Source organism: Paractinoplanes hotanensis (genome assembly GCF_023717965.1).
Classification (GTDB): Bacteria; Actinomycetota; Actinomycetes; order Mycobacteriales; family Micromonosporaceae; genus Actinoplanes; species Actinoplanes polyasparticus.
Map to the genome: position 1 here is coordinate 22,227 of NZ_JAMQOL010000022.1, position 22,352 is coordinate 44,578.

The window sequence follows — 22,352 nt, forward strand, 5'->3', positions numbered from 1 at the left end:
CCGCGTTGTTCAACGGCGGAGAACAGAAGGAAGCCGAAGTCGAAGTTTGGGAGTGCCGTGCCGAGTGACGCCAGGACGACCCGTCTGGTCATCGTCGAATCCCCGTCGAAGGCCAAGACGATCGCCGGTTATCTGGGCCCCGACTATCTGGTCGAGGCCTCCATCGGCCATGTCCGTGATCTGCCCAAGAATGCCGACGAGGTGCCCGAGCAGTACAAGGGCGAGTCGTGGGCCCGGCTGGGCGTCGACGTCGACAACGGCTTCCACCCGCTCTATGTGATCTCGGCCGACCGCAAGCAGCAGATCGCCAAGCTCAAGAAGCTGGCGAAAGAGGTCGACGAGATCTTCCTCGCGACGGATGAGGACCGCGAGGGCGAGGCCATCGCCTGGCACCTGCTCGAGACGATCAAGCCCAAGGTCCCCGTGCACCGCATGGTCTTCCACGAGATCACGCGGCCCGCCATCCAGGCCGCCGTGGCCAACCCGCGCCAGATCGACCAGAACCTGGTCGACGCGCAGGAGGCCCGCCGCATCCTCGACCGCCTCTACGGCTACGAGGTCAGCCCGGTGCTCTGGAAGAAGGTCATGCCGAAGCTGTCGGCGGGCCGGGTCCAGTCCGTGGCGACCCGCATCGTCGTCGAGCGTGAGCGCCAGCGCATGGCGTTCCGCACGGCCGAATACTGGGACATCAACGCCCTGCTGGCCGTCCAGGGCCAGGTCGAGGGCCCGCGCCAGTTCGGCGCCACGCTGATCGCGCTCAACGGCGACCGCATCGCCACCGGCAAGGATTTCGAGCCCACGACCGGCCGTCTCAAGCCCGGCGCGGCGGTGGTGCAGCTCGACGAGGGCGGCGCCCGGGGCCTCGCGGCCCGGCTCGAGGGGCAGAACTTCACGGTCACCCGCGTCGAGGAGAAGCCGTACCGCCGCCGGCCGTACGCCCCCTTCATCACCTCGACGCTGCAGCAGGAAGCCGCTCGCAAGCTGCGCATGTCGTCGGCCCAGGCGATGCGTACGGCCCAGCGCCTGTACGAAGAGGGCTACATCACCTATATGCGTACCGACTCGGTCAACCTGTCGGAGACGGCCATCGCGGCCGCCCGCCGGCAGATCGCCGAGCTCTACGGCGAGCGCAGCGTGCCGCCGGAGCCGCGCCGCTACACCGGCAAGGTCAAGAACGCGCAGGAGGCGCACGAGGCGATCCGGCCCGCCGGTGACACCTTCCGCACCCCCGCCGAGCTGGCCGGGGAACTCAGCGGCGACGCGTTCCGGCTGTACGAGCTGATCTGGCGCCGCACGGTCGCGTCGCAGATGACCGACGCGGTCGGCAACTCGATCTCCGTGCGCATCCGGGCCGTCTCCACCGCGCAGGAAGAGGCGGACTTCGGCGCCACCGGTAAGACGATCACCGAGCCCGGCTTCCTGAAGGCCTACGTCGAGTCGTCCGACGACGAGAACGCCGAGGCCGAGGACGCCGAGCGTCGCCTGCCCAACCTCGTCAAGGACCAGCCGCTCGACGCCGACGAGTTGAACGCCGCGGGCCACCACACCAGCCCGCCGGCCCGCTACACCGAGGCCTCGCTGGTCAAGGCCATGGAAGAGCTCGGCATCGGGCGTCCCTCGACCTACTCGTCGATCATGCAGACGATCCAGGACAGGGGTTACGTCGAGAAGCGCGGCCAGGCGCTGATCCCGACGTTCATCGCGTTCGCGGTGGTCAACCTGATGGAGAAGCACTACCCGCGTCTGGTCGACTACGGCTTCACCGCCGCCATGGAGAACGACCTCGACAGCATCGCCGGGGGCGTCCACGCGTCGCTCGACTTCCTCACCGCGTTCTATTTCGGCAGCCAGAAGGCCGGCGAGGACGACGAGATCGCCCGGGCCGGCGGCCTGCGCAAGATGGTCACCGAGAACCTGGGTGACATCGACGCCCGCCTGATCAACTCGATTCCCCTCTTCGACGACGACGAGGGCCGGCACATCGTCGTGCGGGTCGGCCGCTACGGGCCCTACCTGCAGCGTCAGGTTCCCGGCGTGTCCGAGGAGCAGACCAACGATCCCAGCAACCGGGTCTCGATCCCCGAGGGGGTCGCGCCCGACGAGCTGACTCCGGAGAAGGTCGAGGAGCTCTTCCTCGGCGGCAGCGGCGAGCGCAGCCTCGGCGAGGACCCGCAGACCGGTGTCGACGTCGTGCTCAAGTCCGGCCGGTTCGGGCCGTACGTCGAGAGCGGCGAACGGCGCGGCTCGCTCTTCCGTTCGCAGTCGCCCAACACGCTCACCCTCGAGCAGGCGATCCAGCTGCTCTCGCTGCCCCGGGTCGTCGGCAAGGACCCCGAGGGCAACGAGATCATCGCCAAGAACGGTCGTTACGGCCCCTACGTGCAGCGCGGCACCGATTCGCGCTCGCTGGCCAGCGAGGATCAGCTGTTCACCGTCACCCTCGACGAGGCCCTGGCCCTGCTGGCCGAGCCGAAGACCCGGGGGCGGGGTGCGGCCAAGCCGCCGCTGCGCGAGATGGGCGCCGACCCGGCGACCGAGAAGCCGCTGGTCATCAAGGACGGCCGGTTCGGCCCCTACGTGACCGACGGCGAATACAACGCCTCGCTGCGCGGCGACCAGACGCCCGAGAACCTGACGATCGAGCAGGCTTCGGAGATGCTGGCCGAGAAGCGGGCCAAGGGACCAGCCCCGAAGAAGCGGGCTGCCAAGAAGGCTCCGGCCAAGGCAGCAGACGCCGCGGCGAAGAAGACGCCCGCCAAGAAGGCCGCGACCAAGAAGGCCACCCCGGCCAAGAAGGCGACTCCCGTCAAGAAGGCCACGGCGAAGAAGGCGGCGCCGGCCAAGAAGGCAGTGCCGGCCAAGGCCACGGCCTCCGCCGAATAGCTCAGGCGCCGAGCACCCGGTCCAGGTAGTCGTTGGTGAAGACCCGGGCCGGGTCGAGGCGGTCGCGCACGGCCACGAAGTCGTCGAACCTCGGGTAGACCGGGCGCAGATCCTCCGCCGTACGGTAATGAAGTTTGCCCCAGTGCGGCCGCCCGCCGAGGGGCCGGCAGAGGGCTTCGAAGGCGCGGTAGTACGGCTCGTAGGGCGCCCCGGTGAACTGGTGCACCGCCACGTAGGCCGACTCACGCCCGTACCCGTGACTCAGCCAGACGTCGTCGGGGCCGGTGAACCGCACCTCGACCGGGAACTGCACCTTGAACGGCAGCCCGCCGATGATCTTCGGCAGCGCGCCCAGCACCTCGGGCAGGGCAGCGCGCGGGATCTCGTACTCCATCTCGGTGAAGTGCACCCGGCGTGGCGTGCAGAAGACACGGTCGGAACGCTCGGTGTACGTCCGGGCCGTGAGCGCCCGGGCGGCGATCGACTGGACGGCCGGCACGATGGCCGGAACCCGGCGACCGAGGCGGCAGACGCCCTGCCAGAGGGAGTTGGCGAGGAACTCGTCGTCCAGCCAGTGCCGGAAAGGCGACAACCGGCGGTCGTTCCCGGTCACCTTGTTGTTGCGCTTGAGCTGGGCGCGGTCCGTGTACGGATACCAGTAGAACTCGACGAACTCGTTGGCCGGGATCCAGTCGTCGAGACCGGCCAGCACGTCCGGCAGCGCCATCGGCCGTTCGTCGGCGAGCAAGGTGAACGCGGGCACACACCGCAGGGTCACCTCGACGAGGATGCCGAGCGCGCCGATGCCGAGCTGGGTGGCAGGGAAGATGTCGTCACCCTTACTGAAGGTGAGCACCTCGCCGTGGCCGGTCACGATTTTCACGCCCTCGACGCAGGCGGCCAGTGTCGTGTGGGCGATGCCGGTGCCGTGTGTGCCGGTCGAGATGGCCCCGGCGACCGTCTGCGCGTCGATGTCACCGAGGTTCGGCATCGCCAGACCGTGCCGGGCGACCGTCTCGTTGAGCTTCCACAACGGCATGCCCGCCTGCACCGTGACCAGCGGACCGTCGACCGCGATGAGGTCGGTCATCCGATCGAGCAGCAGCCGTTGGTCGTCGGCGACGGCGATCGCGGTGAACGAGTGGCCGCTGCCCACGACCTTCACCCGGCGTCCGGTTTCCGACGCCTCCTTGACGTGGACGGCCACCTCGTCAACAGTGCCAGGGGTCAAAACGTCTACGGCGAGTGACTGCTGGTTGCCGCCCCAATTGACCCAGCGGCGGCCGTTACGAGGGATCGTCATTTAGGCCCTTGTCCTCCGTACGAGCGGACGAGTACCCGGCGCGTCCCGTCGATGCGTCTCGCTCGTTGATCCGAGTAACGTTCCGATTATCACTGCTGAGAGGGAGTGGCGACGCGTGTCGACACCAACCGTCACCACCGGGCCGCTGCGGCGGGTCCCGGTGCAGGGCAGAAGCGTTGCCCGGGTCCAGCGCATGCTCGACGCCTGCGCCGAGCTTGTCGACGAGGTCGGCTATGAGGGGCTGACCACGACGCTTCTCGCCGAGCGGGCCGAGGTCGCCATCGGCTCGGTCTACCAGTTCTTCCCCGACAAGAGGGCGATCGTCCAGGCGCTGGCGATGCGCAACATGGATGCCTACCTGCAGGGCCTGTCCGACCGCTTCGGCCGGGAGACCTTCACGCACTGGTGGGACGGCGTCGACGCGGCGATCGACATCTTCATCCAGATGCACCGCACGGTGCCCGGCTTCCGCACGCTGCACTTCGGCGACGTGGTCGACGTTCACCTGCTCGACGTCGAACGCGACAACAACGCGGTGATCGCCGAGCGCCTGGCCGAGTTGCTGGTCGACCAGTTCCAGCTGATGGACCGGGCCCGGCTGCGGTTCTCGCTCGAGATCTCGGTCGAGGCGGCGGACGCGCTGATCAAGCTGGCGTTCCGGCGCGACCAGCACGGCGACGAGGCTGTCCTCACCGAGGCCAAGGCTTTGATCAGGGAATACCTGCACCGCCACGTCACGGCCTGAGTCACCCCAGGAAGGCATGTCCCTCCCCCCGGTACGTCGGGGCCGGTGCTGCTGAGCTCCCGTCGATCAGCTGTAGCTCGTTGACGTGCTCGCACAGCTCGCCGGCCTTGGCGTGACGGAACCAGACCCGGTCGCCCGGGCGCAGCGTGTCGGCCACCGCGCCGACCAGCGGCGTCTGCACCTCGCCGGGGCCCTCGTCCGGCTTGAACTTCAGGCCGGCGGGCAGGTACGGGGTCGGCTGCCGGGAGGTCTCGGCGGGCCCGGAGGCGATCCATCCGCCGCCGAGCACGGTGGCGATCCGCGGCGCCGGGCGGCGCACGACGCTGAGCGCGAAGAAGGCGGCCGGTGTCGGGCGCCAGGCCGAGTACGCGTCGAACAGGGTCGGGCCGTACAGGCCGGAGCCGGCGGTGACCTCGGTGACCACCGGGTCCGATCCGCTGGCGGCCACGCTGCCGGTGCCGCCGGCGTTGACGAACTCGAGGTCGGCGTGCTCGCGGACGGCGGCCACGGCCTCGCCGCGACGGCGGAGGATCTCGGGGAACGAGTGGGACTGCATGAGGCGGATCGCCCGGCCGCGCAACGCCTGGCCGGGGGGCAGATCGCCCAGTCCGGCGATCTGAGCCTCGTACGACATCATGCCGACCAGTGTGAAGCCGGGCCGGACGACCAGCCGCCGGGCCAAGGCCGAGGCCTGCCCGGCGGAGTGCACGGGGGAGCGGCGTACGCCGAGGTGCAGGGGACCGGCGGGGCGCCAGGACGAGTCGAGATCCAGACAGAGCCGGACGGCCGGGCGGTCACCCGGAGGGGTCACCTGATCGACCAGATCGAGGTGCGACGGGTGATCCACCATGATCGTGATGGCCGCCGCGAGCTTGGGGTCGGTGGTCAGCTCGCGCAGCGCGGTGCGATCAACCGAGGGGTACGCCACCAGCACGTCATCGGTCAGGCCGGTGCGCACGAGCCAGATCGCCTCGGGCAGCGTGTACGCCATGACGCCGTGCCAGCCCGGCCGGGCCAGCACACGTTCCAGCAGCGTGCGGCAGCGCACGGACTTGCTGGCGACCCGCAGCGGCTTGCCCTGCGACCGCGCCACCAACTGGTCGGCGTTGTCGTCGAAGGCCGCCAGGTCGACGGCCGCGACCGGCGTCTCGAGATGGGCGGTGGCCCGGTCGAGCCGCTCCTTCAGAGCCGTGCGGTCTTCGATCACGTCAGCACGGTATCGCCGTTACCGGCAATGCGAAACCTCTTCACTTCTTCGATACCCGAACGTGGGTCACCGGGCCATGTGTGGTGGCCCGATAGAGTGCACCTGCAAACACGGGAGGTAGAGGGCCATCGACAGCGAGAAGCGGGACTCCGGACCGGTTGACCTGTCGGGCGCGGCGGCGCTGCGATCGGTGCTGCGCATCCGGCCCTTCCGTCGCCTCTGGCTCGTGCTCGGCCTGGCCTCCTTCGGCGACTGGATCGGCCTGCTGGCCACCGGCATCTTCGCCGCGGCCCAGTTCGAGAGCAGTGCCGGCCAGGGCGCCGCGTTCGGTGGCACGATCGCCGTCCGCCTGCTGCCCGCCCTGCTGCTCGGCCCGATCGCCGGTGTCTTCGCCGACCGCTTCGACCGGCGCTACACCATGGTCATCACCGACCTCCTGCGGTTCGTCTTCTACGGTTCGATCCCGCTCGTCCCGCTGTTCGGCGGCTCGCCGGGTGTCACCGTGGCCTGGGCGACCATCGCCACGTTCATCGGCGAGACGATCACGCTGATCTGGATCCCGGCCAAGGAAGCCGCGGTGCCCAACCTCATCCCCAAGTCGCGGATCGAGGTCTCCAACCAGCTCACGCTCGTCACCACGTACGGCATCACGCCGATCCTGGCCGCCCTGGCGCTCTCCGCCCTCACCGCGGGCATCCAGCAGTCCGGCGCCGCCCTGCCCGACTGGGCCCAGCCGGTGCAGATCGCGCTCTACCTGAACGCGATCTCCCGCCTCGCCACCGCGATCACGGTCTTCTTCGGCATCAAAGAGATCGGTGGCAAGAGCGAGCAGCGGCAGCAGGCGGCCCAGCAACAGAGCATGACCCGCCAGTTCCTCGACGGCTGGAAGTACATCGGCACCACCCCGCTGGTGCGGGGCCTGGTGCTGGGCATCTTCGGCGCGTTCGCGGCCGGCGGTGTGGTGATCGGCGCCGCCAAGACCTTCGCCACCTCGCTGGGCGCCGGTGAAGCGGCGTTCTACCTGCTCTTCGGCACCATCTTCATGGGCCTGGCGGTCGGCATCGGCCTGGGCCCGATGATCATCCGTGAGCTGTCCCGCCGGCGCTGGTTCGGCATGAGCATCGTGCTGGCCAGCGGCTCGGTGATGTTCCTGGGTCTCGCCTTCCACCTGTCGATGGCCCTGGTCGGGGCGCTGCTGGTCGGTGCGGGCGCCGGCATGGCGTTCCTGGCCGGCACGACGCTGCTGTACGGCGAGGTCGACGACGCCGTACGCGGCCGGGTCTTCGCCGTCGTGCAGATCGGCGTCCGGATGGTGCTGCTGCTCGCCATCACCCTGTCCGGCTTCCTGGTCGGCCTGGGCAGCTCGCGCCGCGTCGACCTGGGCGCGGTCAGCTTCGACCTCTCCTTCACCCGCGTGCTGCTGCTGGTCGCGGGCGCGCTCGGCGTCTTCGTCGGCATCAGCTCGTTCCGCCAGATGGACGACAAGCGCGGCGTGCCCGTGCTGGCCGACCTGTGGGGCTCGGTCCGCGGGCGGCCGCTGTCACCGGCCGAGCAGTTCGTGCGCAGCGGCATCTTCATCGTCTTCGAGGGCGGCGAGGGCGCCGGCAAGTCGACCCAGGTCACCCGCCTCGCCGCTGCCCTGGAGGCGGACGGACGCGACGTCGTGGTGACCCGCGAGCCGGGCGCGACGGACATCGGCGCCCGCATCCGCCAGCTGGTGCTCGACAAAGGCGAAACGCCCTCCGCCCGTGCCGAGGCGCTGCTGTACGCGGCCGACCGGGCCCACCACGTGGCCACGGTCGTGCGCCCGGCCCTGGCCCGCGGCGCGGTAGTGATCAGCGACAGGTACGTCGACTCGTCCCTGGCCTACCAGGGCGCGGGCCGCACCCTGCCGGTCACCGAGATCTCCTGGCTGTCCTCCTGGGCGACCGGCGGCCTGAAACCCGACCTGGTCGTGCTGCTCGACGTCGACCCCGGCGTCGGCCTGAACCGCGTCGACTCCCGAGGTGCGGGCGCCGACCGCCTCGAGAGCGAGTCCCGCGCGTTCCACGAGCGTGTGCGCTACGCCTTCCTCGACCTCGCCGCGGCCGACCCGAAGCGTTATTTGGTGCTCGACGCGGCCCGCCCGCTCGACGAGATCACCACCGCCGTGAGCGACCGCCTGACGGGCCTGCTGGGCGCGGCCGAATCGGCCCGCCCGGCCCCCGCCTCGACCGACCTGCCGCCCGGCCCCGACTTCGACGCCCCCGACCTGGCCGCCACCCCCGACCGCCGCGTAGGGCCCGACGACCGCCGAGCCACCCACGCCGGCGTCTCCGACCAGCCCGCAGCCGACTCGTCCGACCCGACCGCCGACCTCGGCAGCCCCACACAGCCGATCGCGACTCAACCGCGTCCAGATGACGCCGAAGCCACGCAGCCGGTCGCGATTCAACCAGCTCCCGACAGCGCTGACGCCACGCAGCCGGTTGCGGTTCGGCCGGGTGCGGATGGTGCTGATGTCACGCAGCCGGTTGTGGTTCGGCCGATTGCGGATGGTGCCGAGGCCACCTCGCCGGTTGCGGCTCAGTCAGTTCCCAATGGTGCCGACGCCACCCATGAGCGCCCGGGCTTTTCGACCTCTGAGGACCGGCCCGTCAGCCGGGCCAACGGGCGCAACGAGGAGCCCGTGCTCGACGAGATGGCGGAGCTGCTTGGCGTCAACGACGACGAGACCCCGGACGGCCCCGGTCGCTTCAGCCGCCGCTGATCATCGGGGGCTGCGCGCCAGCGAGGTGCGCGTGACAGGTTTGCGCCCAGCGCTCGTCTGTGCCGTTGACGGCCGAGTCGCGGCTGCCGCAACCAATGGGGAGCGGCTGAACTCAGCCGCCGCTGATCATCGGGGCTGCGCGCCAGCCAGATGCGTCTGACAAGGTTGCCGCAAGCACTCGTCTGTGCCGCAGGCGGCCCGTGACGGCTGAGTCGCCGCTGCGCCAGTCAATGGGGAGCAGCTGAACTCAGCCGGCTGGTTTCGGCGCGGCGCGCCGTGGGCTGTCCTCGAATGGCGAACCCGTGGCCGTATCAGGCAAACTCAGCCGCTGGCCGCTGGCCGCTGGCCGCTGGCCGCTGGCCGCTGGGCGGCACTCGCCGCCGTTGGCACGGTCAGCCGCGCCAGAGGGTCAGCATCATGGATTCGACGGCGATCTCGGGTTTGACGTTCTCGTCGATGGCTTGGCGGCAGGCGAGTACCGCCTCCAGCCGGCGCAGCGCGCTCTCGGGTGACCACTTGCCGGCCGCGGCCTCGGACTGTGTCGCCACGTCGGTGTGCACGACGCCGACGGGCGCACGCATGTTGGTAACCAGGACGTCGCGGTAGAAGCCGGCCAGGTCGACCAGTGCGCGGTCGAGAGCGTCCCGCTTCGAGCGGGTGGCCCGGGACTTCTGGCGGCGTTCGAGATCCTTCAACTGGCCGGCGGCGCCACGCATCGCGCCCGCCGCCCCCCGGCCGGTACCCCCGGCCCCCAGCGCCTGCTCGAGGGACGCGCGCTCGGACGCGTCCGTCTCGACCAGCTGCTCGGCTGCCTCGGCCTCGGCCGCCTTGATCAGCGCGCTCGCCGCCTCGAAGCACGCGCCCACCCCGGTCAACCGCCGCGGCACCGACAGCACGGCGTCGCGCCGCCCACGGGCCTCGGAGTCGTTGGCCAGCCGCTTGGCCCGCCCGACATGCCCCTGCGACGCGGCAGCGGCCCACGACGCCACCTCGGGGGCGACACCGTCGCGCCGCACCAGGACCTCGGCCACCGCCTCGGCCGGCGGCTGCCGCAACGCCATCACCCGACAGCGGGACCGGATCGTCACCGAGATGTCGTCGGGGTGGGTCGACGGCGTGCAGAGCAGGAAGACCGTGCGCGGCGGCGGCTCTTCGATCGCCTTGAGCAGCGCGTTGCCCGCCTGCTCGGTGAGCCGGTCGGCATCCTCGATCACGACGATCTGCCACCGGCCGCCCGACGGTGCGCTCGCCGCCCGGAGCACCAGGGCACGCATCTCGCTGACGCCGATCGACAACCCTTCAGGCACGACAAAACGGACGTCGGCGTGGGTTTTTCCCAGCGTGGTGTGACAGCCGTGGCACTCGCCGCAACCGGCGCCGCCACGCTCGCACTCGAGCGCGGCCGCGAAGGCGCGGGCGGCCACCGACCGGCCGCTCCCGGGCGGGCCCGTGAAGATCCAGGCATGGGTCATCGCGCCGGCGGCCACCTGCTCGCCGGCCACGACCCGGGCCGCCGCCGCCGCGGCCTGCCGCAGCGTGGCGACCGTCTCGGCCTGGCCCACCAGATCAGCGAAGACGTCACTCACGGCACTGATGGTATTGCGCGCCCCCGACAGAATGCTTGCGCCTGTGGATAGTGAGCTCCAGTTATCCACAGTGGAAAACAGCCCGTAGCCAAGGCATCACTCTTCCGGGTACGGTCTGATCCGGTCCGCGATGGCGCGCTGACACACGGTGAGGAGCCTCGGCATGGCACGTGAGATCGACGAGGCGTGGATCAGTGAGGCCATCGATAGGCATCGACGCGTTGAACAGCTGCGCGGCGACTACGACCGGGCCGTCGAGTCCCACCAGGTCTCGGTTCACTCACCCGACAACTCCATCGAGGTCACCGTGACCGCATCCGGCCGCATCACCGACATCCAGATTCACGGCGGTCTGAGCCATCGCCATCCGGGCGAGTTCAGCCGGGAATTGCAGGCCGCCGTCAGCAATGCCACCGACGCGGCCCGCTGGGCCCGCGAAAAACTGCACAACGAGATCTTCGACCAGTTCCGCGCCTTGGGCGAGGCCTGAGATGGACGACGTAGCCGACCGCCTCGACCAGGCCTCCGACGCCCTGACCGCGCTGTCGCGCGATGTCCCAACCCTCGCCGTGGCCCCCGGCGCGTTCGCGGCACCGGGTGCGTCCGCGGCGCCTGGACCGAGTGCGTTTGCGGCGCCTGTACCGGGTGCGTTCGTGGTACCGGGGCTGCCTGCGCGGATTGGGCTGGCCCTTCACGATCATTGGGAAGCGGTGCTGGGCGCGCGATCGCGCGAGGCTTCCGTCGCCGCTGCCCGGGTGGCAGAGATGGCTCGTTCGGTGCGGACCACCCGGCGGGAGTACGCCGAGACCGACGAAGCGGTCGAGCGCCGCTTCACGCGGGAGTTGTGATGGATCGGCTCGACCAGGTGCTCGATGCGGCCACGCCTCTGCTGCGTCGAGCCGAGCAGGTGCTCGACGCGGCCGGGGCGCCGGCTGGTCACCCGGTGTTGGACGACCTTCGGCGCGTACGCCTGATGCCCGCTGACGCGGCTCAGGCGGTGGCCGGTCTGCGCCCATCGGCCCTGGCTGACGCCGCCGCCGAACTGAGAGCTGGTGCCCGGGTGTGTGCCGAGGTCGCAACGTCACTGCCCCCGCCCGGCGCGTGGGAGGGCGAGGCCGCCGACGCCTACGACGACCGCCGCCGCCGCTACGCCGTCCATCTTTCCGGCACGGGCGAGAGTCTCGACGAGCGACTGGAAGCGACCGCCGACCTGGCCGCGGCCCTGCGGGAATGGATGACGCGTACCCGCGACAACCTGGCGTCCGCACTGGCCGACGTGCTGGGCTCGGCTGAGTCGATCACCCTGGGGGTGCGCGCTCACCACCCGCCATCGACGGCCGAGGCTCGGGCGGCCGCAGACGTGACCTCGCACGTCCTCCGCGTCGTGGCCACCGACTACGCCGAAGCCGAAGACCTCTTGCGCGGCTCCCAGGAGCTGGCCAACCCTGTCCCTCTGTAGGCGCGCTCAACGACAGATTCGCCTTCGACTGTGACCAGGGCTTTCGGGTGCCCACGTCAGGTTCTTCGCCGCGACGCGGACCGCCGCGACGCGGACCGCCGATACGTGGACCGGGGGCTCCGCAGGGCAGTGACGCGTATGGCGGCCGAGCGCGTGGTGGAGACCTCGCCGGTTGGCCGGCCTCTGGACCGTGGGCAGCGTTCGCATGGGCGCGAGCTCGCATTCACGGTCCGGCCCCGGGCCGCACAAGTCCCTTGCCCGCCGGGTGACCGTGTTGCGGCTTGGCGGTCGGCGGTGCCGTGTTGCGGCTTGGCGGCTGGCGGCGTAGCGCGGAGTTGTGTTGCGGCTCGGCGCTTGGCGGCTGGCGGCTGGCGGCGTACGCGCGGCGCTGCGTTGCGACTTGGCGCTCGTTGGCTGGTGGCATGGGTGCGGCGCCACATTCGGACAACCGGAAAGAACTCCGAATGCGACGCCGCGACCTCCTGCACCCCCCGCAGGTGTAGGCACCACTCAACGCTACGAATCGATGGTTGTCTCGGGATCGGGTCGGCTTCCGCCCGCTCGGAGGAGCAGGAGGGGACGACCGTTCGAGATGACTCGTCCATCAGGAGATCGACATATCTCCATCCGGGTGACCCGGTTCCGGTAACGGCACCGGGCGGCCCGGGAACGGGCCGCCCGATGAACGATGAACGATGAACGATGCGGGACGCGTCAGGAGTGGGTGCGGCGGCGACGTACGGTCAGCAGAATCGCCACCACGCCGGCCAGCAGCAGGCCTCCGCCGGCCAGGGCGACCCGGGTGACGTCCGAGCCGGTGACCGGAAGGCCGCCACCTGCACCCGACGACGTGATCTGCTGCGCCTCGGGGGAGACGGCCGCGGCCTCGAGCACGCCCAGCGACATGGTCAGCGAGACACCCGACTTGGCGCCGTACCCGTCCTGGCCGCGCGCCTTCGAGCTGGTCTTCCGGGTCAGCGAGACCTTGATGGCCGAGGCCCGGGCCGCGATGGCCTGTCCCTTGACGGCGTGGCGGACGTCGCCCAGGGCCACTCGCAGCCTGATCCCGTCGGTCGCGGCGGGCGCCGACTCGGTTGTGGGCGCGGGTACCGAAGGCAGCCCGGGCACGGCCGGCACAGGCAGCGGCTCGGCCCTGCCCAGGCGGCCCAGCTCGGTGAGGCTCGGCACCCGGGCCGACTCCATCTCGTGGTACTGCGGGTTCAGTGCGATGTCGACGTGTTCCCCGGCCGTCTTGAGTCGCCGGGTCTGGACGCCGTCACCCGAGATCTCGACGACCGCCGGGCGGTAGCTGACCTTGCCGCCGGAGCCGGCCGACATGGCGGCCTCGAGCACGGGAGCCTGCAGAACGCGGAGCTGGACCTGACCGCCTGCCAGTTCGATGCGCCCGGCAGTCACCGTCGACCGCGCGACCGTACGCGCCTCGTCGCCCCGGCGTTCCAGCGCTGTCGTTCCCCGGCTGGTCATCGCGCCGGGCACCCGCACCAGGTCGTTCAGCACGCTGAGGCTGGTCAGCGAGGCGTCGGCGCGGCCTGTCTCGCCGGCGGCCCGTCCGCACGCCATGGCGGCGTCCCACTGGGCGTGCGTGCCCAGCCCGCCCCGGCCAAGACGCAGCGGGCCGGCCTTCCCGGCGGGCGTCGAGCGCCGCGACGCCTTGGCGTTGGTCGGCGGCGCCTGCTGGAGCAGCGGCTTCACCATCGCGGCGTACTTCTTGCCGGCGGGGGCTCCGTTGAGCATCCGGGCGTAGGCGGCCAAAGCGATCTTGGACTCCGCGATCATTGCCGTACGGGCTTCGCCCAGCCCCACCTCGGCCAGCGAAGCCGACTTCACCCGCCCGTCGCCGCCACCCGGGTTCTGCGAGCGCTGATCCGACGAAGCGTCACTGCCACCCGGGGTCTGCGACGGCCGGTCCGACGCTTCGTCACTGCCACCTGGGTTCTGCGAGCGCCGGTCCGACGCCTCGTGACTGCCACCTGGGTTCTGCGAGCGCCGGTCCGACGCCTCGTCGCTGTCGGCAGGCTCCTCGGGCACGGGTTCGCCGCCACCGGCTCCACCCGAGTCGGTGCGCTTGCTCAGGCCGTCGGCCACCGCTCCGCCCCGCTCGGTGATCTCGCCGGCCGGGCGCTTCTTGGGCGTGGGAACCACATCGGCGTCACCCGTGGTCTTCGCGGCCGACTTCGGCAGCGTGCCGAGATAGCCCAGCACCCCCATGCCGGTCAGGCCGATGCCCTCGCTGATCGTGTCGCTGTCCTCAGGATTGGGGATGGTCGGGTCGTCGTCCCTGCTCAGGACCCGGTTGGCAGCGTCCCCGACGGTGCCCTTCTCGGTCTTGGGGGCGTTCTTGAACCGTGGCCGTTCCGGGGCGGCCGCCCGTACTTCGAGTTTGTCGATCCGGAGCATTTCGGCACCGGACTGGGCGGCGAAGTTCTCGGCCCGTTCGCAGGGTGCGGGCGCCGCGAGGGCCGGTTGCGGTGCGGTGAGTGCGCTCGCGAAACCGAGCGCGACGACACTGGCGGCCAGCGACCTGGCGGGCGTCATGGCAGGTTCCTCCCGATTGGGCCGCACTGATGCGGCGTCTACGGGTCTGCCCAACGAAGGTCGATCTGGGTGGTTGCGAAACATCTATGCGACAACCCCGCCGGGTAGCCCAAATCAGGCATTTGGTGCGGCCTTTCCGGCGTCGTATGGTGGTGGCCATGGGCATGCTGTGCGCGGTCAGCTTCAACCGGTACGGCCGCCTCTACTACCTCGACCCGGGCGAGTTCTCGCCCCAGGTCGGCGACCGTGTGCTCGTGCCCACGGACGACGGCCCCGAGGTGGCGGAGTGCGTCTGGGCGGCGCAATGGGTCAGCGACGACACGTCGGCCTTCCCCAAGGTCGCGGGCCTGGCAGGTGACGACGACCTGCTCCGCGACGAGCTGCTGCGCAAACGCAAGGCCGAGGCCAAGGTCGCCGCCAAAAAGCTGATCAAGGCCCATGAGCTGCCCATGAAGGTCGTGGCGGTCGATCACGTGCTCGACCAGACCGGCGCCGGCAGCGCCCGCACCACGATCTACTTCACCGCCCCGCACCGGGTCGATTTCCGTTCTCTCGTACGAGACCTGGGCGCCACCCTGCACTGCCGGGTCGAACTGCGCCAGCTCTCGGCCCGCGACTCGGCCCGCGTCCAGGGCGGCATCGGCTCCTGCGGCCGCGACCTGTGCTGCGCCACGTTCCTGACCGACTTCGAGCCGGTCACGATCCGCATGGCCAAAGACCAGGACCTCCCGCTCAACCCGCTGCGCATCTCGGGCGCCTGCGGCCGCCTGATGTGCTGCCTGAAATACGAGCACCCGCTGTACTCCGCCTTCCAGGCCTCCGCTCCCGCCGTCGGCAGCCGGGTGACCACCCCCGAGGGTGACGGCCGCGTGGTGGCCCACAGCGTCCCCAAGGACGCGGTGGTCGTCCGCATGGACGCCGACGGCTCCCGCTGCTCGTGCAGCCGAGCTTCGGTCTGCGGCCCCCGCCTGGCCCACGAGGAGCGCTACACCTGACTCAGCAACCCGGCGGCCTGGCGCCGGGCGTGCGGGCGATCTCTCGTGGGTGAGGCGGACGCTCAGCGGACCTTGATGGGCGCCTCGATGCGGTGGGGAACCAGCGGGTCGCGGGGGTGCAGCCAGGAAGCGTCGGGAGCGCCGCCGGGGTCGGGCGTCCACTTGCGACAGATCTTGTCGATGCCGATGGGATGGATCGTCAGGGTGCCGTCGGCGGCGATGTGCATGCGGAGGAAGCTCTTGGCGTCCTCGATGCCCTGGCCCGCGTACAGCTCGTTGAGGTTGACGTCGACTGTGGACGCGATCAGCAGGTAGAGCGCGGTCACCTGGGTGGCCACGAAGCCGATGACCGGGCCGTAGACGACCGCGGCCACCACCAGCGGGCCGGGCCACATCCAGTCGTGGAAGGGCAGCTGGAGCCACAACCACGTGCCGCCCGCGGCCAGGGCGATGTGGGCGAAGGCGTGCAGCAGGCCGGCTATCCAGTGGCGCGCGTGCTTGGGTTTGTCGGCCTTGGGCGGCTGGGCGAACGCCACCGATCCGGCCAGGATGAGCACCAGCATGGCGGCCAGCGGGATGCTGAACAGCCGCTGTACGATGCCCGCGTTGCCGGCCGCGGCGCCGGTCATCGCCAGCATGGTCAACACGTGGATGAGGCCGAGCATGGTGACGAAACCGGGGTTGCGCGTCGGCACCCGGCGGAACACGCCCCAGGCCATCCGCTTCGAGCCGGCCGCATCCGGATAGGACGACTGGAACGCGTACGGCTTGCTGATGCTGCGGTTGCGGGTGAGCGTGTCGGGCTGGGGCACGATCAGTTCCGGCGGAAGTTGCTGGGTGCCGAGCAGATAGGCGCCCCCGCCACCGCACGTGATCAGCTCACGGTCGGCGCTGCTGTAGCGGGCGTAGTGGTGCAGGTCGCCGGAGACGAGCACCCGCGTGGACGCCCCGGTCGGGTCGAGCGTCTTGCGGATGAAGTAGTCGATCGCGTCGTACTGCTCCGGATTGTCGACGGACTTGACCCACTTGGGCGACGGGGTCATCAGGATCACGCGGTCGTCCGGGCCGACGTGCCGGGCCGCCTCTTCGAAATAGCCGAGCTGAGGATCGTCGATGTACGCGCCGAACTGCTCGTCGATGGCGAAGAGCCACCAGTTGGCCGGCAGCTTGACCGCGAAGTAGGAGCGCCGCTGCTCGGTGCGCCAGCCGCCGATATGACCGTCGCGGCGGCGCGCGAACAGCCGGATGAAGGCCGTGAGGCCGTCGTACCAGTCGTGGTTGCCGGGCAGCGCGAAGAGGGTCGGCTGCGTCGAGGATGTCGGCGGCTCGGGCAGGGCGGCGCGGTAGGGGCCCTTCATGCGGCTCTCGTAGCCGTCGCCGCTGGCCAGGGGATAGACCTGGTCGCCGCCCATCACCAGCAGGCGGCCCCGGGGCAGCGCGGCGCCGTCGACCTCGAGGCTGGGCTGGGCCAGCAGATAGGCCACCGAATATGTCGCGTTGAAGCCGTCGCCCAGGTCGGCCACGTAGTCGAACCAGAGCTCGCCGTCGGCGGTCTGCGAGTGGTCGAACCAGTCGCCGTCGAGCGCGTTCTGCAGCTCGCGCTTGTCGAGATAGGCCCCGAAGAGGACCGCCAGCAGGGTGCGCAGGCCGGTGCTGAGCAGCAGCAGCGGCGCGAGCCAGCCGACCGGGCGCTGCGGTGTGAAGCCCAGCTCCTGTGGATTCATGCTCGCGGGCCGGGATGGCACGACCTGGCCCGTGGGGGGAGGTTGCGGGTGATCGACGGTCACGCCAGGCAGACTAGACCCGGCCCCTGACAGACCGCTGCCGATCCGGCTGCGCTTCGGGGGTGCCCCCGCCTTGGCCCGGGGCGCATACCGTACACTTGTTTTTCGTTGCCGCCTTAGCTCAGTCGGCTAGAGCGACGCACTCGTAATGCGTAGGTCGACGGTTCGATTCCGTCAGGCGGCTCCACGCAGAAGCCCAGGTCAGGCGACCTGGGCTTCTGGCATTTCGGGGTACGCGTCGCAGGCCGCAGCCGCGACAGTGGAGCTAGTAGCCGCGGTTCCCCACGGCCGCCCGAGCAAAGGCGGGGGTGCGGCCGTTGGCGAGTTCGCCGCCGAACCAGGCGCCGAAGCCGGAGATGGCCAGCGCGAGCAGTTCGAGCAGGAAGAGACCGACGCCGGCCTCACGGTTGGGGTCCCCGACACGAACCATGACGATCACGGCGAACAGGAAGAGCACGCCCATGTTGAGCAGCATCCGCAGCACGCCGATGCGCTTGGTGTCGGCGCGGCGGACGAAGGCGACGTCGATCGCACCCGCGACGGCGGCAGCCACGCCACCCACCAGGCCGGCGACGATGTTCCAGTAGGCCAGCGATCCGAGGATCGCCGGGGCGCCGGCCAGGTTGGCAAGATCGAAGATGATGGCCATCGCGAACAGTCCCAGCGGGAACATCACCAGGATGGGTTGCACCGCCTGGCCCGCGATCTTGAGTCGGCTCTCCATGCGGGTATCGCCCTTCTACCTGCGCAATCACAGGCTCGACAGTGGCTTCGACGTCTGGCCTACCCGGCCGGTTCGTCTATGAAACGCCACAAGGCGGTCAGAGTGACGCGCCCCTCAGGATACTCGGCTTGTACGCAATCTGCGACATGGCAGATTGAGTGGTGGCGGACAGCCGTACGGCATGCTCTACTGGATCCAGAGCAACAAGGGCGGAAGTTGAGGGAGACGCTTCAAAACAACGGCACCCGGCGGCAACCGGGTGCCGTTCTCGCCTCTGCGAACGTTCTCTGTTGACTTCGAACGAGCGGGCGGGGATTCATTTCTCTCCAGCGCCATCGTGGCTCTGTCTCCCTGTTCCTCGCAAGGAGTTCGGGTGAGGGGTGCGCCATGAGCAAACGTATCTACTATCGCGGTCCGGACGCTGTGGTAACCGACGAACTGTTCATCTGGCGCGGGACGTCAGCAAGAAGTTTCCTCGTTCGGGACCTGCACAACGTCGGCGAAGTGCGAGTCGCCGCGGAGCCGGCCTCCCCGGCCACCGTCCTGACTGTGGCCGCCGGTACGGTGGCGGCCGTCGGCGCCGGTTGGACGCTTTTGCAACCACCTACTGCTTACGCGCTCGGACTACTCGCCGTGACGGTTCCCTTGGCTTTCACCGTGCCGTCGATGGTCCGCCGCGCTCGGGGGTGGGAACTTCACGCGACCTATCGAGGGACTGACGTGGTGCTCTACGCCTGTGCCGACGAACGTCAGTTCGGGCAGGTCAAACGCGCTTTGCGGCGCTCTCTCGAGAACGGCCGGCCGCACGGGAAGGGGCTCGATCTCGCTGCTGCCTGATCTTGTGGGCGAAACCCCACCCCGGTGTCACTCGTCATATGGGACGGTAATAGCATCTGCCAGCAACCTCGCTGAGTGCTACTTCGCAGTCAGCGAGGTGGCAGTTTACGCACCTGTAACACGCACCTGTAACACCGGACCTACTTCAACGTTGAAGGACTGATGGCCGAAGGCGAGTCGCCTACCATCGCGCGCCGGCGTGTTCGCATAGCGATCCGCGAGGCCCGTGAGGCGCTTCCGCTTACCCAGGCCCAGGTTGCTGAGGAGATGGAGTGGTCCCTCAGCAAGGTCATTCGCATCGAGAACGGCGACGTCTCGATCTCGATCAACGATCTCCGCGGCCTGCTGAATCTGCTCGGCATTCGCGACAAGGCGATCGTGGAGCCGTTGCTTGCCGACGCGCGCATCGCGCGGACCCGCAAACGGTCGGCTTATGCCTGGTGGGAAGAGCCTCGTTTCCGGGAGAACACCTCCGAACCCTTCCGGCGGTTCCTGGAGTACGAGGCCGAGGCGACCGAGCTGCGCTCGTTCAACGTGTATTACGTGCATGGACCGCTGCAGACGCCGGAATATGCGCGTGCCCTGACGGGCGCCTGGCTGGACGACGAATTCACTGAAGCGCAGGTCGACGCCCTCGTGGAGATCCGCGGCCAGCGCCGCGAAGCGATGCTCCACCGCAGCGATCCGCTCAAGTACTACTTCCTCGCTGACCAGTCGGTCTTCATGCGCCTGATCGGCGGGCTGGACATCTTCATCCCGCAGCTGCAGCAGATCGTCGAGCTGGCCGAGTCCGGGCTGTTCCAGATGCGCATGCTGCCGTTCGACATCGTGCAGACGATCGCCAACAACGGCAGTTTCGAACTCCTGACCGTCGACCCGAGCCATCCCGACCGCGAAGTCATGTATCGCGAGAACGGCGTGGCCGACGAGACGGTGGAAAATCTTGCCGAGACCAGGCGGCATCGAAAGCGTTTCAACCAACTTTGGCAAGCCGCCATGGACGAGAGCGACACGATCGCCTTCGTCAGGAAGCGCATAGAAGATCTTGGAGCGACCTCTCCGGGTGTCGAAGTTGAATCCAACTAAATACTGATCTATCAACATTCATTCTCGAAGGGTTATCAGCAAAATGCGAGAGGTCGAGTCGCCCCAGTGGCGCAAGAGCAGCTTCTGTGCAAGTGGGAACTGCGTCGAAGTGGCCAAGGTCGACGGTCAGTACCTGCTCAGGGACAGCAAGAACCCCGACGTCCCGGCCCATGCATTCACGGGGGATGAGTGGACCGCGTTCGTCGCGGGCGTAAGAGCAGGCGAATTCAGCTTCTGATCGACCTTTGTTCACCCGCCCTGTGCGGGCATTTTTCTGTGCAGGGCGGCGTGCGCAACGCATGTCGCCCTCTCCATTTGTCACGCCGGCCTGCGAATTGACTGTCTGATCTTGGACACAGCGCTCCCGTCGCCCGGCTCGAGCCTCGCTACAGGTGTCCCGTAAAACGGACAAGAACCTACAAAGCGCTCGCTTCTGGCCGTCCTTTTTTGGCAAATCGCTCACTTCGCCCATCGCTCACGCCATTCACTCCTGACGGATCGTGAAATGGTCCCTTAACGTGGACCTCGGGAACCGGCACGGAGGTGCAAAAATGATCAAGCCGACCGAAAAACCGCAATGGCGCAAAGCCAGACGCTGCACAGGCGGCAACTGCGTCGAGGTGGCACGGACCGATGGTGCGGTCCTGATGCGGAACTCGACCAGCCCCGACGAGGTCCTCTCCTTCACCGTCGAGGAGTGGGAGGCGTTCGTCGCGGGTGTCAAGGAGGGGGACTTCTCTTCCTGATGAGGGGAAGTCCTGGCGAAGCGCTGGTGAGCCGTCGGCCGGGGACGGCATACTGCGCTGGTGAGGGCAGACCCGCAGGTTGCCCGCTTTGCCGTTCTGCAGGACGCGGCCGAGGCGCTGCTGGACGAGCTGGCGGAGCGTTACATGGTCGACCGCCGCGAGAGCAAGGAGTCCCTCGGGGCGGCTGACGCTCTGGTGCGGTTGGAAAGGCTCATGCCGCGTACGCCGGCGGCCGCACCGTTGGCCATCGCGTTCACCGAGACGCCGGGCATCGCCCTGCGTCTCGGTCGATGGTGGGTCGAGACTCTGCCCGGCTGCTCGTGTGCCGTCTGCGACGAGGATCCGGTGCAGCTGGTCGAGCTGCTTCGCCTCCAGGCCGCTGCCCTCGTCGAGGGCGGGCTGTGGGAGCGCGTGCGGCGCGGGGTGGGTGGCTCCTGGTACGAGAGCCGGCTGATCGGCGTGGGCATCAACGCTCGCCGGGAGGGCCCATTGACCAGGGAAGATTCCCGCGAGGCGCGACGGAGCGGCTTCGCTGCCCCCGTGCAGTGGGCGCCCTGGCCGGCGCGGCCGCTGAAGGAGACCTCAGGCCCGGAAGAGGGTTAGCAGGGCGCGGACGCTGGGTCGCTGGATGACGCCGGCCATCGACAGGTTGCCCTGGCAGAAGGATTCGAAGGCGCGCCAGCCCAGTGGCGTGGCCATCGCCGCGTGCACGACGCGCGGGTAGCGGGAGAACGCGTCCAGCATGCGGCGGCCCGCCGCCATTTCGGGCGCGAGTTCGGCCGTCACCTGATGCTCGTACCGCGAAAGATCTTTCCAGGCGCTGCCGGCCCACCCGCCGCTCCGCAGCGCGTAGCTGATGCCCTCGCGGGTCCACGGCTCGAGCAGGCCGGCGGCGTCGCCGACGACCGCGACCCGTCCCCGCCGAAGCGGTGCGTCGGGTCGTCGGCATCGCGTCAGATGTCCGGAATCGCGGACGACCCGGCGATCGCTGAGGCCCAGGTGCTCAAGGAATCCGGCCAGGTACTTCTTCGTCTCGGCGCCGTGTCCCTTCGCCATGATCACGCCGACCGTCAGCTCGTCCTGTTTCGGGAAGACCCAGCCGTACGAGCCGGGGAACGAGCCCCAGTCCAGCAGGACCCGGCCTTCCCAGGTCGAGCGGTCGGCCTCCGTGGCGGCCAGTTCCACCTCGAGGCCGAGATCCTGCTGCGCGAACGTCACCCCGACGTACCGGGACGTGATGCCGGCCGACCCGTCGGCGCCGATGATCGTGCCGGCGGTGATCTGCTCACCGTCGGTGAGCGTGACCACGCCCTGGTCGACCGCGCGTACCTGAGCGTTCTGCCGGACGACAGCACCGGCGGTAACCGCGGCCGAATACCAGGCGTGGTCGAAATCGTCGCGCCGGACCAGGGTCAGGAACGGCGACGAGGCGGCCCGGCGGGTGAACGAGTGGCGACCGGCTCGCGTGAAGGTCAACGCCGAGATCTTGTCGCGCGCCGGCACGTCGATGTGCTCCGAGGCGTACGCCAGGGAAGTGCCGATGAGGCCGCCGCCGCAGGTCTTGTAGCGCGGGTGCTCGGCCCGCTCCAGCACGATCGTGCGAGCCCCGGCGGCGGCCGCAGCCCTTGCTGCCGACAGACCCGACGGCCCGCCGCCGACAACCGCCACATCCCAAGCCGGCTCCGCGATCAC

The 22,352-nt window shown here is 69.4% G+C and carries 18 protein-coding genes, 1 tRNA gene and 1 pseudogene; 13 read left to right on the plus strand and 7 right to left on the minus strand.

The window, feature by feature from the left end; all coding sequences use genetic code 11:
* Positions 1-57: 57 nt before the first annotated feature.
* Entirely contained in the window at positions 58-2,883 is a 2,826-nt protein-coding gene (gene topA, locus LXN57_RS17570; RefSeq protein WP_251799241.1) for a type I DNA topoisomerase, read from the plus strand.
* 1 nt (position 2,884) lies between these two features.
* Here topA and LXN57_RS17575 read toward each other — a convergent pair whose 3' ends face one another.
* Positions 2,885-4,186 carry a D-arabinono-1,4-lactone oxidase gene (locus LXN57_RS17575; RefSeq protein ID WP_251799242.1) on the minus strand — a complete coding sequence of 434 codons (1,302 nt, stop codon included), beginning with the start codon at positions 4,184-4,186 and terminating at the stop codon, positions 2,885-2,887.
* Positions 4,187-4,301: 115 nt separating this feature from the next.
* Here LXN57_RS17575 and LXN57_RS17580 point away from each other — a divergent pair, with 115 nt between their 5' ends.
* Positions 4,302-4,931, plus strand: a complete 630-nt coding sequence (locus tag LXN57_RS17580) for a TetR/AcrR family transcriptional regulator (protein WP_251799243.1) — start codon at positions 4,302-4,304, stop codon at positions 4,929-4,931.
* Between the two features lies 1 nt (position 4,932).
* Here LXN57_RS17580 and LXN57_RS17585 read toward each other — a convergent pair whose 3' ends face one another.
* Positions 4,933-6,138, minus strand: a complete 1,206-nt coding sequence (locus LXN57_RS17585) for an amino acid deaminase/aldolase (RefSeq protein ID WP_251799244.1) — start codon at positions 6,136-6,138, stop codon at positions 4,933-4,935.
* Positions 6,139-6,364: 226 nt separating this feature from the next.
* Between LXN57_RS17585 and tmk the strand changes: the two are divergent.
* Positions 6,365-8,458, plus strand: a pseudogene (gene tmk / locus LXN57_RS17590) (dTMP kinase); the annotation flags it as partial.
* Between the two features lie 821 nt (positions 8,459-9,279).
* Here tmk and LXN57_RS17595 read toward each other — a convergent pair.
* Positions 9,280-10,473, minus strand: a complete 1,194-nt coding sequence (locus LXN57_RS17595; protein WP_251799245.1) for a DNA polymerase III subunit delta' — start codon at positions 10,471-10,473, stop codon at positions 9,280-9,282.
* Between the two features lie 163 nt (positions 10,474-10,636).
* Between LXN57_RS17595 and LXN57_RS17600 the strand changes: the two genes are divergently transcribed.
* Genes LXN57_RS17600 through LXN57_RS17610 form a run of 3 tightly spaced genes read left to right on the plus strand, consistent with a single transcriptional unit; the run spans position 10,637 to position 11,932 of the window.
* Positions 10,637-10,963 carry a YbaB/EbfC family nucleoid-associated protein gene (locus LXN57_RS17600; RefSeq protein WP_251799246.1) on the plus strand — a complete coding sequence of 109 codons (327 nt, stop codon included), beginning with the start codon at positions 10,637-10,639 and terminating at the stop codon, positions 10,961-10,963.
* Position 10,964: 1 nt separating this feature from the next.
* Entirely contained in the window at positions 10,965-11,321 is a 357-nt protein-coding gene (locus tag LXN57_RS17605) for a hypothetical protein (protein ID WP_251799247.1), read from the plus strand.
* Positions 11,321-11,932, plus strand: coding sequence for a hypothetical protein (locus LXN57_RS17610; RefSeq protein WP_251799248.1), 612 nt, complete (start codon positions 11,321-11,323; stop codon positions 11,930-11,932). The genes LXN57_RS17605 and LXN57_RS17610 overlap by 1 nt, the downstream gene beginning before the upstream one ends.
* Before the next feature lie 714 nt (positions 11,933-12,646).
* On the opposite strand, the gene LXN57_RS17615 is transcribed toward LXN57_RS17610, so the two are convergent.
* Positions 12,647-14,488, minus strand: coding sequence for a hypothetical protein (locus tag LXN57_RS17615; RefSeq protein WP_251799249.1), 1,842 nt, complete (start codon positions 14,486-14,488; stop codon positions 12,647-12,649).
* A gap of 158 nt (positions 14,489-14,646) precedes the next feature.
* Between LXN57_RS17615 and LXN57_RS17620 the strand changes: the two genes are divergently transcribed.
* Positions 14,647-15,483 (plus strand): PSP1 domain-containing protein, encoded by an 837-nt coding sequence (locus LXN57_RS17620; protein WP_251799250.1) that lies wholly within the window; start codon positions 14,647-14,649, stop codon positions 15,481-15,483.
* Between the two features lie 62 nt (positions 15,484-15,545).
* On the opposite strand, the gene LXN57_RS17625 is transcribed toward LXN57_RS17620, so the two are convergent.
* Entirely contained in the window at positions 15,546-17,207 is a 1,662-nt protein-coding gene (locus LXN57_RS17625) for a metallophosphoesterase (protein WP_251799251.1), read from the minus strand.
* 170 nt (positions 17,208-17,377) lie between these two features.
* On the opposite strand from LXN57_RS17625, the gene LXN57_RS17630 reads away from it, so the two are divergent.
* Positions 17,378-17,454: transfer RNA gene (locus LXN57_RS17630), tRNA-Thr, on the plus strand.
* 78 nt (positions 17,455-17,532) lie between these two features.
* Here the strand turns inward: LXN57_RS17630 and LXN57_RS17635 are convergent.
* Positions 17,533-17,991 (minus strand): DUF2231 domain-containing protein, encoded by a 459-nt coding sequence (locus LXN57_RS17635; RefSeq protein ID WP_251799252.1) that lies wholly within the window; start codon positions 17,989-17,991, stop codon positions 17,533-17,535.
* 387 nt (positions 17,992-18,378) lie between these two features.
* Here LXN57_RS17635 and LXN57_RS17640 point away from each other — a divergent pair, with 387 nt between their 5' ends.
* The 5 genes from LXN57_RS17640 to LXN57_RS17660 all read left to right on the plus strand — a co-directional run bounded on the left by LXN57_RS17640 (position 18,379) and on the right by LXN57_RS17660 (position 21,263).
* A complete protein-coding gene (locus tag LXN57_RS17640) occupies positions 18,379-18,828 on the plus strand; it encodes a DUF6232 family protein (RefSeq protein ID WP_221379761.1) in 450 nt (149 codons plus the stop codon).
* Positions 18,829-18,990: 162 nt separating this feature from the next.
* A complete protein-coding gene (locus LXN57_RS17645; protein ID WP_251799253.1) occupies positions 18,991-19,914 on the plus strand; it encodes a helix-turn-helix domain-containing protein in 924 nt (307 codons plus the stop codon).
* A 43-nt stretch (positions 19,915-19,957) separates the two neighbouring features.
* Positions 19,958-20,152: a DUF397 domain-containing protein gene (locus LXN57_RS17650; RefSeq protein WP_221379759.1), complete on the plus strand. Its 195-nt coding sequence runs from the start codon at positions 19,958-19,960 to the stop codon at positions 20,150-20,152.
* A 313-nt stretch (positions 20,153-20,465) separates the two neighbouring features.
* Entirely contained in the window at positions 20,466-20,660 is a 195-nt protein-coding gene (locus LXN57_RS17655; protein ID WP_251799254.1) for a DUF397 domain-containing protein, read from the plus strand.
* 60 nt (positions 20,661-20,720) lie between these two features.
* Positions 20,721-21,263: a DUF6226 family protein gene (locus LXN57_RS17660; protein ID WP_251799255.1), complete on the plus strand. Its 543-nt coding sequence runs from the start codon at positions 20,721-20,723 to the stop codon at positions 21,261-21,263.
* On the opposite strand, the gene LXN57_RS17665 is transcribed toward LXN57_RS17660, so the two are convergent.
* A complete protein-coding gene (locus LXN57_RS17665; protein WP_251799256.1) occupies positions 21,243-22,352 on the minus strand; it encodes a geranylgeranyl reductase family protein in 1,110 nt (369 codons plus the stop codon). The two genes, LXN57_RS17660 and LXN57_RS17665, sit on opposite strands and share 21 nt — an antisense overlap.